Origin of the sequence: Mycobacterium mantenii, from assembly GCF_001667865.1 — a bacterium.
In the GTDB taxonomy this organism is placed as follows: Bacteria; Actinomycetota; Actinomycetes; order Mycobacteriales; family Mycobacteriaceae; genus Mycobacterium; species Mycobacterium mantenii_A.
Window position 1 is genome coordinate 22,930 of the sequence record NZ_LZJP01000013.1, and the last position, 13,488, is coordinate 36,417.

The 13,488-nt window shown below is 68.4% G+C and carries 13 protein-coding genes and 2 pseudogenes; 6 read left to right on the top strand and 9 right to left on the bottom strand.

Going from position 1 to position 13,488, the window contains the following annotated elements:
* Positions 1-6 precede the first annotated feature (6 nt).
* Complete coding sequence (locus A5688_RS02120) at positions 7-507, bottom strand: DUF2771 domain-containing protein (RefSeq protein WP_067835217.1); 501 nt, start codon at positions 505-507, stop codon at positions 7-9.
* Complete coding sequence (locus A5688_RS02125; RefSeq protein ID WP_082955216.1) at positions 504-2,186, bottom strand: MFS transporter; 1,683 nt, start codon at positions 2,184-2,186, stop codon at positions 504-506. The genes A5688_RS02120 and A5688_RS02125 overlap by 4 nt, the downstream gene beginning before the upstream one ends.
* A gap of 79 nt (positions 2,187-2,265) precedes the next feature.
* Between A5688_RS02125 and A5688_RS02130 the strand changes: the two are divergent.
* A pseudogene (locus A5688_RS02130) lies at positions 2,266-3,078 on the top strand (DUF3027 domain-containing protein); the annotation flags it as partial.
* 287 nt (positions 3,079-3,365) lie between these two features.
* Here the strand turns inward: A5688_RS02130 and A5688_RS02135 are convergent.
* A complete protein-coding gene (locus A5688_RS02135) occupies positions 3,366-3,821 on the bottom strand; it encodes an SRPBCC family protein (protein ID WP_067914585.1) in 456 nt (151 codons plus the stop codon).
* Between the two features lie 20 nt (positions 3,822-3,841).
* Complete coding sequence (locus A5688_RS02140) at positions 3,842-4,117, bottom strand: DUF2530 domain-containing protein (protein ID WP_067914587.1); 276 nt, start codon at positions 4,115-4,117, stop codon at positions 3,842-3,844.
* 197 nt (positions 4,118-4,314) lie between these two features.
* On the opposite strand from A5688_RS02140, the gene A5688_RS02145 reads away from it, so the two are divergent.
* Genes A5688_RS02145 through A5688_RS02155 form a run of 3 tightly spaced genes read left to right on the top strand, consistent with a single transcriptional unit; the run spans position 4,315 to position 5,886 of the window.
* The gene (locus A5688_RS02145; RefSeq protein WP_067914589.1) at positions 4,315-4,746 is read left to right on the top strand and encodes a MarR family transcriptional regulator; all 432 of its coding nucleotides are present in this window, start codon (positions 4,315-4,317) and stop codon (positions 4,744-4,746) included.
* Complete coding sequence (locus tag A5688_RS02150) at positions 4,743-5,600, top strand: TrmH family RNA methyltransferase (protein ID WP_067835229.1); 858 nt, start codon at positions 4,743-4,745, stop codon at positions 5,598-5,600. The genes A5688_RS02145 and A5688_RS02150 overlap by 4 nt, the downstream gene beginning before the upstream one ends.
* A 10-nt stretch (positions 5,601-5,610) precedes the next feature.
* Positions 5,611-5,886, top strand: coding sequence for a DUF2537 domain-containing protein (locus A5688_RS02155; RefSeq protein WP_067835231.1), 276 nt, complete (start codon positions 5,611-5,613; stop codon positions 5,884-5,886).
* A gap of 52 nt (positions 5,887-5,938) precedes the next feature.
* Here A5688_RS02155 and sepH read toward each other — a convergent pair whose 3' ends face one another.
* Positions 5,939-6,709: a septation protein SepH gene (sepH, locus tag A5688_RS02160; protein ID WP_067835233.1), complete on the bottom strand. Its 771-nt coding sequence runs from the start codon at positions 6,707-6,709 to the stop codon at positions 5,939-5,941.
* A 122-nt stretch (positions 6,710-6,831) separates the two neighbouring features.
* Entirely contained in the window at positions 6,832-7,950 is a 1,119-nt protein-coding gene (gene serC / locus A5688_RS02165) for a phosphoserine transaminase (protein WP_120312342.1), read from the bottom strand.
* Positions 7,951-8,196: 246 nt separating this feature from the next.
* Between serC and A5688_RS02170 the strand changes: the two genes are divergently transcribed.
* Both A5688_RS02170 and A5688_RS02175 read left to right on the top strand, forming a co-directional pair.
* Positions 8,197-9,222, top strand: coding sequence for an AurF N-oxygenase family protein (locus tag A5688_RS02170; protein ID WP_067835238.1), 1,026 nt, complete (start codon positions 8,197-8,199; stop codon positions 9,220-9,222).
* A gap of 17 nt (positions 9,223-9,239) precedes the next feature.
* Entirely contained in the window at positions 9,240-10,928 is a 1,689-nt protein-coding gene (locus tag A5688_RS02175) for an FAD-dependent oxidoreductase (RefSeq protein WP_067914591.1), read from the top strand.
* On the opposite strand, the gene A5688_RS02180 is transcribed toward A5688_RS02175, so the two are convergent.
* From A5688_RS02180 to A5688_RS02190, 3 genes and pseudogenes are all read right to left on the bottom strand, one after another.
* The gene (locus A5688_RS02180) at positions 10,925-11,383 is read right to left on the bottom strand and encodes a VOC family protein (RefSeq protein ID WP_067835242.1); all 459 of its coding nucleotides are present in this window, start codon (positions 11,381-11,383) and stop codon (positions 10,925-10,927) included. The genes A5688_RS02175 and A5688_RS02180 overlap by 4 nt on opposite strands.
* Positions 11,384-11,477: 94 nt before the next feature.
* Positions 11,478-11,993, bottom strand: a complete 516-nt coding sequence (locus A5688_RS02185; protein WP_067914592.1) for a hypothetical protein — start codon at positions 11,991-11,993, stop codon at positions 11,478-11,480.
* Positions 11,990-13,454 (bottom strand): annotated as a pseudogene (locus A5688_RS02190) (serine/threonine-protein kinase). The gene A5688_RS02185 and the pseudogene A5688_RS02190 overlap by 4 nt, the downstream one beginning before the upstream one ends.
* Positions 13,455-13,488 lie beyond the last annotated feature (34 nt).

Here is a 13,488-nt window from a genome sequence, read left to right on the forward strand (position 1 = left end):
GGATCCTCAAAAGGTCAGCCGCACCGACCATTCCGCGTGCGGGACATCGCGAAGCTCGCCGGCCGGATCAACGGCCAACGTCAGCAACTGCACCACGATCCCGGCCAGCCGCCCGCGCTGTGGGTCGACCGAGGGGATCGTCACGGCGAATCGGGTGCCCGGTCGGAAGATGGTGCTGGTGGTGTTCGTCGGGTCGTCATACACCTGCAGCAGCCGCCACGGCGCGCGGTAAATCGCATCGGGCACCGACAGCTGAATCGGGTACCGCTCGCTGACCCGCAGCTCGCCCTGATTCTGCGGCGTCTCACAGTCTTCGAGGTTGAGCACGTTGCAGTACAGGTAGGGCCCCACCCGGGTCAGGTGACCGTGTGAATACGCGCTGATTTCGGGGTGCCGCGGTCCGGTGCGGCCGACCAGCAGCCAGGTCCCGACGCCGGCGCCGACGCACAGGAGGGCCACCAGGCAGGCGAGCAGCACGGCCACCCCCCGCTTGCTTCCGGGTTTCACTCGGCTACCACCGCCGAAGCGCCGACACCGCGACGCGTGCCCTCCTGCTCGACCATGATTGGTCTATTTCCTCCCAGGCCGGGAATCAGTGAGTTGCCGCGGAAGCTGACAAGGGTCTGCGCCAGGCCCAGGATGAGCAGCGCAGTGACCGCGGTGAAGCCGACCCACAGTTCGGTGTACACCAACACGCCCAGCGCGCCGCCGAGGACCCAGGCCAATTGCAGCGTCGACTCCGAGCGCCCGAAGCCCGACGCGCGGGACTCCTCCGGCAGGTCGTTCTGCAGCGACGCGTCCAGCGACGCCTTCGCGATGGCGCTGGACCCCGACGTGACCAGGGTGGCGATCACGGCCAGCATCAGGTTGCCGGCCACCGCGGCGGCCAGCGCGACCGCGCTCACCGCGACCGTGCAGCGCACCACCAGCACGGCGGGCCTGCCCAGCTTCAGGCGCGCACTGGTGAAGTTGCCGACGAAATTGCCGATCCCCGCCGCGGCGCCGATCATGCCGAGCATTGCGATCTGGGCCCAGCCGTTGGCCTGGTGGGCCTTGGCGACGAACGCGGGATACAGGAACAAGAAACCCACCATGACCTTGATGGTGCAGTTACCCCACAGCGAGGTGATGATGTTGCGGCCCAACGGTTGCCGAAGCGCCCCGCTGACCTCCTGATGCCAGCTGCGCCGCAGCGGTTCACTGTCCTGGCGGTAGCTCAACGTGGCGGGAACCTCACCGGCGGTCACCTCGACCCAGCGGGGTATCCGCATGGACAGCATCGCGCCGGCGATCGTCACCGCGATCACCACGAACAACGCCCCGGGCAGCTTGAACAGGTGGGTGCAGGCGAATTCCACGCCACCGGCGATGGCACCGCCGACGATGGTGCCGCCCAGCAGGCCGAACGTGGTCAGCCGGGCGTTGACCCGCACCAGGTCGATGGTCGGCGGCATCACCCGAGGCGTCACCGCGCTGCGCAACACGCTGAACGACTTCGAGAAGACCATCATCGCGAGCGCGCACGGGTAGAGCACCCACGACGGGAAACTGCCGGTGGGGCCGTCGTAGTTCATGATCAGCAGCACCGCCAGTGCGGTGCGCAGGGCGAACGACGCGGCCAGCGCGACGCGGCGGCCGTGCTGCAGCCGGTCCAGTGCCGGACCGATGAACGGTGCGACGACGGCGAACGGCGCGATGGTGATCAACAGGTACAGCGCGACCCGGCCCTTGCTCTCCCCGGTCGCCGCGGCGAAGAACAACGTGTTGGCCAGCGCGACGGCCATCGCGGCGTCGACGGCGAAGTTGGCCACCACGGGCCACGTCAGCGCCGTCAGGCCGGACTTGTCGGCGCCGTCCGCCGTCGCGGCGCGCTGCACCATCCAGTACATCCGCGAGCCCATTTCGCGGCTGCGCAGGGCGGCGGCGCGGGTGACGGTGATCCGCTCGCCGGAGACCGGACCGCGAGAAGCCGTGCCGCTGCTGCGCTCCGGCTCCGGCTGTTGGCCCAGCGGGGGCAGATAGCGGTTGGCGCTCGGCATCGGCGAAGGCCGCCGTGTGCGCCGATCGGTGCTGTCGCCGGCGGGGTAGTTGGCCGCGCCCGGATGTTGGGAGGCGGCGCCGTTGCGGGGCCGGCGGCCCCGCTGAGAGGGCACACGGCCCGGATCGTTTTGCCGCCGTCCAGACACGTCCCGATTCTCCCCTATGCCGACTCCGTGCGTCTGCAGGTAACGGGGTGTGGCTCGTCAACCTAGTATTGGAAACGCAATGCAGAAAGAAGACAGCGTGACCAGACCCAGCGAGGAGCCCTCCGTGGAATCCGCCGTGGCAACCGTGGACGACTGGCCGGAGGGGTTGGCGGCGGTGCTCACGGGCGCGGCAGACCAGGCCAGGGCCGCCGTCGTGGAGTTCAGCGGGCCGGAGATGGTCGGCGACTACCTGGGCGTCGGCTACGAAGATCCGAACACCGCGACCCACCGGTTCCTGGCGCACCTGGCCGGTTACCAGGGGTGGCAGTGGGCGGTCGTCGTGGCGGCCTATCCCGGCGCCGAGCACGCCACCATCAGCGAGGTGGTGCTGGTGCCGGGGCCGACGGCATTGCTGGCACCCGAGTGGGTGCCATGGGAGCACCGGGTGCGGCCCGGGGACCTGAGCCCCGGCGATCTGCTGGCGCCCGGCACCGACGATCCTCGGCTGGTTCCCGGCTACACCGCCAGCGGGGACCCCCAGGTCGACGAGACCGCCGCCGAGATCGGGTTGGGCCGGCGTTGGGTGATGAGCGCCGAGGGCCGCGCGGAGGCGGCCGAACGCTGGCGCACCGGCGATTACGGCCCCGACTCGCCGATGGCGCGATCCACCAAGCGGGTGTGCCGCGACTGCGGTTTCTTCCTGCCGCTGTCGGGATCCCTGGGGGCGCTGTTCGGGGTGTGCGGCAACGAATTGTCGGCCGACGGGCACATCGTCGACAAGCTGTACGGCTGCGGTGCTCATTCGGACACCCCGGCCCCGGCGGGCACTGGGTCGCCGGCGTACGAGCCCTACGACGACGGCCTGCTGGACGTCACCCAGGCACCGGTCGAGCCGTCCGCGCCGTCCGGGGAAGCGGAGGCGCCGGAAGCGCAGGAGGAGCCCGCGACCCAGGAGCCCGCGACCGAGGAGTCCGCGATCCAAGAACTTGCGGCCCAGGAACCGGCGGCCCAAGAGTCTGCGGCCCAAGAATCTGCGACCCAGGAGTCCCGGCCCGAGACACCGGCCGAGACGGCCGAAGCCGAGCCCGAGACGACGGAAGCCGAGTCCGAGACGACGGAAGCCGAGCCCGTGGCTGAGGCGCCGGAAGGCGAGCAGCCGCCGCAGAGCGAAACGCCGGACTAGCCGGTTTCGGCGGCGGCCTTGATGCGCGCCAGCGAGGCGTTCATGCCGTCGAGCAATTCACGCTCGAAGTTGGCGGTGCCGCCGAAGAGCGTATTCACCGACAGGTTCGAAAACGCGGTGACACCGTTTTCGGCGTGACGGCTCTCGATCAGCCGGGTGCCCTCGCCGCTGGGCTCGAGCTCGTAGCTCCAGATGGTGTTGTTCGTGTCGACGCGGAACGCGAGCTTGCGGTCGGGAACGACCTCGACGACCGTGCACGTGGTCGGCCAGAACATGCGCTTGCGGCGGTTGAGGTTGAGGGTCCGGGTGCCCTGACGTACCGGGCCGAAGGGCTTCATCCAACGACACTGCGGACTCCACTGCGGCATTCGCCGCAGGTCGGAAATCAATCCCCACACCGTGGCGACCGGTGCGTTGATGTCGACGTGGGCTTGCAACAGCGGGGCTACCATCGCTCCTCCAGTGGTGCGAATTACTTGTGGTCGAGATAGTTTTCGAGGCCGGCCTGCGCGCCGCGGGCACCGCGACGGGCCGCGGCGAGCTGCAGCAGGAAGATGCTCGTGCCGAGCACCCCCACACCCAGCCCGGCCAGGGCGACCGGACGCCAACATTGCAGGGCGGGCACCAGGAAAGCGGCCGCCACCGCGGACAGCCACCCCAGCGCGCCGAGCGCGATGAACGGCCACACCTGCAGCAGCGCGGCCGGCAGCGGCGGCGCGGTGGGGTTCTGACCGGGTTCGGCAGACATCGCGCTTAACATAGCCCGCCGCCGGTGTCCGCGGGCGGCGCACCCACTAGCCGAATCGAATGACCCGGCCCGGCCGAACGGGATACCCGCGGCTATAAGCGTTTCGATGAAAAGCCCGCAGCACGGTGAAAGGGATCAATACCGGTCGTTCACCGGTTGGTGTCCCGGTTTCTCAGCCTGCCGTGTAACCTCGCGCCATGCCTGACAGCGATGCGCGGCTGGCCAGCGACCTGTCACTGGCTGTTACGCGGCTGGCCCGACAACTGCGGTTTCGCAATCCGTCGTCGCCGGTGTCCCTCTCGCAGCTGTCGGCGCTGGCGATGCTGACCAACGAAGGCCCGATGACGCCCGGGGCCCTGGCGATTCGCGAACGGGTCCGGCCGCCGTCGATGACCCGGGTGATCGCGTCGCTGGCCGAGATGGGGCTGGTGGACCGCGCGCCGCACCCTGTCGACGGCCGCCAAGTGCTCGTCTCGGTCTCGGAGTCCGGGGCCGAGCTGGTCAAGGCCAACCGCCGTGCCCGCCAGGAGTGGCTCGCCAAGCGGCTGGCGACGTTGAACAGCGAACAACGCGACACCCTGCGCAGCGCCGCCGACCTGATGTTGGCCCTGGTCGACGAAGGCCCGTGAGTTACCGGACCGAAGCCCTGAATATTCAGGACGTTGACGACCCCGACGATCCTAGGCTCGACGATTTCCGCGACCTGAACAGCGTTGATCGCCGTCCCGATCTGCCGTCCGGCAAGGGGCTGGTGATCGCCGAGGGTGTGCTGGTGGTGCAGCGCATGCTCGCCTCACGGTTTCACCCGCACGCCCTGCTGGGCACCGACCGCCGGCTCGCCGAGCTCAAAGATGATCTGGCCGGCAGCGCCGTGCCGTTCTACCGAACGTCCGCCGACGTCATGGCCCGGGTGGTCGGCTTTCATCTCAACCGCGGCGTGCTGGCGGCCGCCCGGCGGGTACCCGAACCCAGCGTCGCCGAGGTGATCGCCGGGGCCCGCACCGTCGCGGTGCTCGAAGGGGTCAACGATCACGAGAACCTGGGCTCGATCTTCCGCAACGCGGCGGGGCTCGGCGTCGACGCGGTGGTCTTCGGTAGCGGCTGTGCCGACCCGCTGTACCGTCGCGCGGTCCGGGTGTCGATGGGCCACGCGCTACTGGTGCCGTATGCGCGCGCAACCTGTTGGCCCGCCGAGCTTGCGACATTGCGGCAGAACGGTTTTCGACTTCTGGCGATGACGCCGCAGGGCACCGCATACGCGTTGTCGGAGGCGATGACGGCCGCGCGCGACGAACGGGTCGCGGTGTTGGTCGGCGCCGAAGGGCCGGGGCTGACGCCGGCCACCCTGCGGTTGAGTGATGTGCGGGTGCGTATTCCGATGTCGCGGGGCACCGACTCGCTCAACGTCGCGACGGCGGCGGCGTTGGCGTTCTACGAGCGGGCCCGCATGGTGACGGGAGGTGGCGATGGACAGCCAGGCTAGGCTCCGGCTGATGAGAGACGAGTCCGTGCCCTGGGCAACGGGTTTGACGGTGACCGCGTTCGTCGCTGCGGTCACGGGCGCCGCGATCGTGGTGCTCAGTCTGGGGCTGGTGCGCGTGAACGCGCTGCTGGCCGTCGGGCTCAACGTCGTGGCCGCCGGGGGATTGGCGCCCACGCTGTGGGGGTGGCGGCGTACGCCGGTGCTGCGCTGGTTCGTGTTCGGTGCCGCGGTGGGGGTCGCGGGGGCGTGGATTGTGCTACTCGCCTTGGCGGCGGGTCGCGCCTAGTGGTGATCGCGAGCGCGGCAAAGCCGGGCGAAGCGGGTCGCCACCGTCGGCCCTAGCGCTGTCCGCCCGAGCGCACGCCGAGCAACACGTCCTCCCACGCCGGGATGACCGGCTTGCCCCGGCGGGTGTGCACGGGCTTTTCGTCGGGCTCCGCGACCGGTGCTTCCGCGACGGGCGACTTCGCCGGCTCTTCGAAGTCGACGTGGGCCACCCGGGCCACCGGGCGCAGCGGGCGTTCGAAGGTGGGGTCGATCAGCGCGCTGGCCGCGTCGTCGATGGCCGTGACCGTTCCGCCGTGGGCGCCCGGAGAGAAGCAGAAATGCGCGAGGTTGTCGGAACGGCCGACCTTCCACGCGAGCTGCACCGTCCATCGGTTGTCTTCGTTGCGCCAGGCGTCCCAGCTGAGTTTGTCGTGGCTGAGGCCCCGGGTCACCAGGGCGGCGCTGACCGTCTCCAGCAGCGTCAGGACGGCGGGGCCGTCGGCCAGCATCGGATGGGCGGCGGTTGCCAGCTCCGCGGCGCGGAACCGTTCCAACAGCACCGGATGGGCAAAGCGGCGGATCCGCGACACTTCCGAACCCGACGCCGCGGCGACCTGCTCGACGGAGGCGCCGGCGCGGATCTTGGCCTGAATTTCTTTGGGGCTCAGCATGTTGGTGACTTCAATCTCGAGCTGCGGTTGCTCAGAGGACAGGGCCGCCTCGCGCAGCAGCGTTCGCAGGCGGTCGTCGGCCACCAGCTTGAACTGCTCCGCGGGATCGTCACCCTCGCAGATGACATATTTGCTGTCGGCATCCAGCCCAACCACTTTGAGTTCCCGCATGGTTATCTCCTCGCAGGCTCCGTGCAGGTCAGCGACGGACCCGTCACGTGCGCACTCTAGTCCAGCAACCGCCCATCACCTGTGCTGACACGCGGTGTGGTTGCCGGTCGATTGCCGCCCGGTTACAAGCGCTCGACGACCCAGTCGATGCATTGGGTCAGGGCGCTGACGTCGTCGGGGTCAACCGCCGGGAACATCCCCACCCGTAGCTGATTGCGGCCGAGTTTGCGGTACGGCTCGGTGTCGACGACGCCGTTCGCCCGGAGGATCTTCGCGACGGCCGCGGCATCGACGTCGTCGGCGAAGTCGACGGTGCCCACCACCTGCGAGCGCAGCTTGGGGTCGCTGACAAACGGCGTGGTGTAGGACCGCTCCTCGGCCCAGGAGTACAGCCGGCTCGACGAGTCCGCCGTGCGCTTGACGGCCCAGTCCAGCCCGCCGTTGCCCAGCATCCAGTCGACCTGCTCGACCATCAGCGCCAGGGTGCCGACCGCCGGGGTGTTGTAGGTCTGGTCCTTCAGGCTGTTCTCCACGGCGATGGGCAGCGACAGGAAGTCGGGAACCCAGCGGCCGGAGGCGGCGATGGACTCGACGCGGGCCAGCGCCGCGGGGCTCATGACGGCCAGCCACAGGCCGCCGTCGCTGGCGAAATTCTTCTGCGGGGAGAAGTAGTAGGCATCGGTCTCGGCGATGTCGACCGGCAGTCCGCCGGCGCCCGAGGTCGCATCGATGACGACCAGTGCCTCGCCGGAATCGGCGGGCCGGGCGATGGGCACCGCGACGCCGGTCGATGTCTCGTTGTGCGCCCAGGCGATCACATCCACCGAGGGGTCGCTCTGCGGCTCGGGTGCGCTGCCGGCGTCCGCCTTGATGACGACGGGATCGCCGACGAAGGGGTTCTTGGCGACCGCGGAGGCGAACTTGGAGCTGAACTCGCCGAAGGACAGGTGCAACGAACGCTTGTCGATCAGGCCGAAAGCCGCGGCATCCCAGAACGCGGTCGCGCCGCCGTTGCCCAGAATGACCTCATAGCCCTCGGGCACCGAGAACAGGTCGGCGAGCCCGGACCGCAGCCGGCCGACCAGATTCTTGACCGGCGCCTGCCGGTGCGAGGTGCCGAACAACGGGGCGGCTGTCGTGGTCAGCGCCTGCAATTGTTCGGGTCGGACCTTGGACGGGCCGCACCCGAAGCGGCCGTCGCGGGGTTTCATGTCAGCGGGGATCTCGAGCTGGTCAGCCATGCTCATCAGGGTAGTGAGCCGACCCGGCGCCCCGGCGCGGAGGCCCGGCTGTCGGCCCCCGTCGCCGGGACAAAAAGCCTGTTCGGCTGCCCTCGGACGTTTCGTCGCGTGTGATCTGGGGCATAAAATTTCCATGACCACCGGTCAGGTCACAGTGCCCGGAAGGGGCCTAGGAAATATCCGGTACCTGCGGTACTGTCTGGACACAGCACAGCCAAATGTAAACCTCGTTGGGGAGGCCTGGATATGGCTAGGACGCGATTGGTCCGGCGTTGGCGAAGCAACATGGAAGTGCGCGACGACGCCGAATACGTCAACATGCTTGCCACACTGTCCGAGGGGTCGGTGCGGCGTAACTTCAATCCCTACACCGATATCGATTGGGAATCACCAGAATTCGCCGTCACGGAAAACGATCCGCGGTGGATCCTGCCGACGACCGACCCGCTGGGTCGCCATCCCTGGTATCTGGCGCAGTCGGACGAGCGCAAGATCAAGATCGGGATGTGGCGCCAGGCCAACGTGGCCAAGGTGGGTCTGCACTTCGAGTCCATCCTGATCCGGGGCCTGATGAACTACACGTTCTGGGTGCCCAACGGGTCACCGGAATACCGGTATTGCCTGCACGAGTCGGTTGAAGAGTGCAACCACACCATGATGTTCCAGGAGATGGTGAACCGCATCGGCACCGACGTGCCGGGCATGCCGCGAATCCTCAAGTGGCTCTCGCCGTTGGTGCCGCTGGTGGCGGGCCCGCTGCCGGTGGCGTTCTTCATCGGGGTGCTCGCCGGCGAGGAACCGATCGATCACACGCAGAAAAATGTTCTGCGCGAAGGCAAGTCGCTGCACCCCATCATGGAGCGGGTGATGGCCATTCACGTGGCCGAGGAGGCCCGGCACATCTCGTTCGCCCACGAATTCCTGCGCAAGCGGGTGCCGGAATTGACCAAGAGGCAACGATTCTGGACCGCGCTGTACCTGCCGCTGACCATGAAGGCACTGTGTCGCGCAATCGTGGTGCCGCCCAAGGCATTCTGGCAGGAGTTCGACATCCCGCGCGACGTCAAGAAGGAACTGTTCTTCCGGTCGCCGGAATCGCGTAAGTGGCTCAGCGACATGTTCGGTGATGTGCGGATGCTGGCCTACGACACCGGCCTGATGGAAACGCGCTCCGCGCGGTTGATGTGGCGGTTGTGCAAGATCAACGGCAAGCCGTCGCGGTACCGGAGCGAGCCGCAGCGCCAGCACCTGGCCGCGGTCCCGGCCGCGTAACCACTGCGAGTTCCTTTATGCCGCACGTTATTACCCAGTCGTGCTGTAACGACGGGTCCTGTGTTTTCGCGTGCCCGGTGAATTGCATTCACCCGACACCCGATGAGCCCGGTTTCGCCACCTCGGAGATGCTCTACATCGATCCGGTGGCGTGCGTGGACTGCGGTGCCTGCGTGAGCGCATGCCCCGTCGGCGCGATCGCGCCCGACACCCGGCTGGACGCCAAGCAGCTGCCCTTCATCGAGATCAACGCGTCCTTCTATCCGGACCGGCCGAAGGACGAGAAGCTGCCGCCGACGTCGAAGCTGGCCTCGGTGATCCCGGCCGTCGAGGTGCACGCCCGCCGTACGCCGCTGACCGTGGCCATCGTCGGATCCGGGCCGGCGGCGATGTATGCCGCCGACGAACTGCTGACTCAGCACGGCGTGCGCGTCAACGTCTTTGAGAAGCTTCCTACCCCTTACGGTTTGGTGCGCGCCGGGGTGGCCCCCGATCACCAGAACACCAAGCGGGTCACTCGGCTGTTCGACCGGGTCGCCGGGGATCGGCGGTTCCGGTTCTATCTCAACGTCGAGGTCGGCAAACAGCTGAGCCACGCCGATCTGCTGGCTCACCACCACGCCGTGCTGTACGCCGTCGGCGCACCCGATGACCGCCGCCTGGACATCGAGGGCATGGGCGTGCCCGGGACCGGAACGGCGACCGAATTGGTCGCATGGATCAACGGGCATCCCGATTTCACCGATCTGCCAGTCGATCTCAGCCACGAGCGGGTGGTGATCGTCGGCAACGGCAACGTCGCCCTCGATGTCGCCCGGCTGCTCACCTCGGATCCCGACGACCTGGCCCGCACCGACATCGCCGACCACGCGCTGTCGGCCTTCCGGGCCTCGGCGGTGCGTGAGGTGGTGATCGCCGCTCGGCGCGGACCCGCCCAGTCGGCGTTCACGTTGCCCGAACTGATCGGGCTCACTGGCAGCTCCGAAGTGGTGCTCAGCGCGGCCGACCGCCAGCTGGTGGCCGCCGACCTCGCGACCGCTTCGGACGCGTTGACCAAGCGCAAGCTGGAAATCTTGAGCACCCTCGGCGACGATTCGGCGCCGTCCTCGCGCCCCAGGATCAGGCTGGCGTATCGGCTCACCCCGAGCAGGGTGCTGGGGGACCAGCGCGCCACCGGCATGGAGTTCTCGGTCACCGGCACCGACGAGACGCGCCTGCTGGAAACGGGTCTGGTGCTGACGTCGATCGGCTACCGCGGCAAGCCGATTCGCGATCTTCCCTATGACGAGTCGTCGGCCGTCGTGCCGAACGACGCGGGTCGCGTCGTCGATCCCGCATCTGGTGAACCGGTGCCGGGCGCATACGTCGCGGGCTGGATCAAGCGGGGGCCCAGCGGGTTTATCGGCACCAACAAGTCCTGCTCATTGCAGACAGTGCAGGCCCTGGTCGCCGATTTCAACGCCGGCAAGCTGACCGATCCGGCGGCCAAACCCGAGGCGCTGGCCAGCCTGGTGCGCGCCCGTCAGCCTCACGCGATCGACGCGGCGGGATGGCGCGCCATCGACGCCGCCGAGATCGCGCGCGGCACCGACGACGGCCGGCCTCGCAACAAGTTCACCGACGTCTCCGCCATGCTCGCGGCCGCCGCCACCGCACAGCCGGCGCCGCCACCGCGACGCCGGCTGCTGGATCGGCTGCTCGGCTAGCCGGCTCCCTGCCCGGCCATCGCCGCCGAGATCTCTTCCATGCTGACCTCGCGGACCGGCTGCCCCAGCGACCAGTGGTGGCCGAACGGGTCGGCGACCATGCCGTAGCGGTCGCCCCAGAACTGGTCCGCCAACGGGGTCACCACGGTGGCACCGGCATCCAGCGCACGCTGGAAGCTGGCGTCGACGTCGGTGACCGTCAGGTGGATCATCACCGGGGTGCCGCCCAGCGATGTCGGCGTCATCGACTTGCCGCCACACACTTCCGGAAAGTCGTCGTTGAGCATCACCGTGAATCCGTTGATGCGCACCGCGGCGTGCACCAGTTTGCCGTCGGGACGCGGCACCCGCCCTATTTCTTCGGCCCCAAAGGCCTTGACGTAGAAGTCGATTGCCGCGGCGGCATCGTCGACCACCAGGTGCGGGGACAGTGCGGGTTCGATGTTGATCGCCATGCTGATTCTCCTTGTGTCGCGTTTGCCCGTGAGGGATCACAAGTATTGACCGGACGCCGCGGCAATACTCATCGCGCCGCCCCGAACCAGTTCGTCACACCGGGTTGAAGCTGTTGATCAGCCAGCGTCCCTGCACCTTGGCGAGGCCGACCCGCACCGAGCTGGAGGTGGCCGCGGGCGCGGGTTGGTCCGCCGACGTCGTCGTCTGGGTGACGAAGACGAGGATGGCCGCCTTGTCGGTGGACAGGGTTTCCACCCCGGCGCGCGGGACGGTGGCCTTGGTGGTCACCCGCTTCTGCCGCGCGGCGGGCGCGACGACCTGGCTGGTGAACTGCCGGTAGTAGGCGAGGAAGTCGCCGGTCAGCATCGCGCTGGCGGCGTCGAAGTCCTGGTCGAGGGTGTCCGGTGTGTAGCTCAACACCTTGACCGTGCCGGCGCTCGCGGCGTGGGTGACCGCCTGGCGATCGGCGAATTGGTCCGCCACCGGCGGCGGTTGCTGACTCTTGAGCCCCATCTCCCAAACGCCCAGTGCCGTCACGGCCAGCGTGGCGACGGTGAGGACGACGACGACCGCCCACCACGCGATGCGCCCCAGCAGCCCGGACCTCATGACACGAATTCCACCTTGGACACCTTGTAGGTGTCACCGACCTGCTCGACCCGCATCTCCAACCGCCACTTTCGCGGGTCTTGCGTCGCGCCCGCCTTGTTGGTGACGTTGGAGGTCGCGGCGACCAGGACCTGCGCCTTGGTGCCGCTGATCGACTCGAGTGCCGCGGCGTTCACGCTCCCTTGGGTCGACACATTGGAATCCACGACGGTCTTGAGGAAGTCGTTGCGCGACTTCGCAAACTCGTCGTGGAATTCGCCGATCGATCCGTCGAGCAGGCGCTGGATGTCGCTGTCGGCCGACTGCGGGCTCAGGCTGGTGAGCCAGCCGGCGAACTGCTTGGCGTAGTCGACGTACGGCTGCCACTGGGGTGCGGCGGTCGACGGCTGTGCCCGCGGACGCAACACCTGCGTCCCGGTGAACGCGGCGGCGCCCAGCAACAGGACGGTGAGCACCAGCGGCACCAGCACGGCCGCGAGCACTCGTCGTCGGGGCGCAGGTGCCGGATACGGCGGCATGGGAGGCATCGCGGGCCAGGCGCCGGCCGTCAGAATCGGCGGCGCGCCCATCGCCGGCGGGCCCGCCGGCCACGGCGTGGCGGTCGGATTCCACTGCGCGCCGGCGGCATTGAGCGACTCGCCGAGGGCTTGAGCAAAGTCGAGGCACCGCGAAAAGCGTTGCGCCGGATCCTTGCTCATCGCTTTTGACAGCACCGGGTCCAGCGGCGCCAGATCGGGGCGTCGCTGCGCCAGCAGCGGTGCCGGCGCGTTGAGATGGTTGGCGAGGCCCACCGCAGGGCTGGTGTCGGCGTACGGAGCGACACCGGTCAGCAAGTGAAAGGCCGTGGCGGCCAGAGCGTATTGATCGGCCCGCCCGTCGAGGGGGCCGCCCATCAACTGTTCTGGCGCCGCGTAGCTGTCCGCACCGGCGGCGTCGGTCGACGTCAAACCGTTGATGTCATCGGTGTAGGGGGCAATGCCGAAGTCGGCCAACAGGATTCGGCGGGGTTCCGAATCGGGTTGGGTCAGCAGGATTTTCCCGGGTTTGACAGCGCGGTGCAGGATTCCACGCCGGTGTCCATGGTCGAGTGCGTCCGCGACGGCCGTGACGATCTCCAGCACGTCGCGCGCGGGCCATGCCGAAGGGGTGCCGTTCGCGCAGCAAGCGTCCGGCGTCGCTGCCCTGCGCGTAGTCCATCGCGATCCAGAGCCGGCCGTCGAATTCGCCGCGGTCGTGCAGCGCAACGATATTGGGATGCCGCAGCGCGACCGCCAAGTCCGCCTCCCGGTCGAACCGTTGCCGGAAGTCCGCGTCACCGGTCAACGAGGCGGGCAGCACCTTCAGCGCGTCCAGTCGCGGCAATCGTGGATGCCGCGCCACGTAGACGTCCCCCGTCGCACCGGAACCGAGTAGACCCTCAATGGTGTAGCCGGCGAAGACGGCGCCATTCCCCAGGGGCATGGGGCGATCCTACTGAGTGATCGCCAAAAAGTTG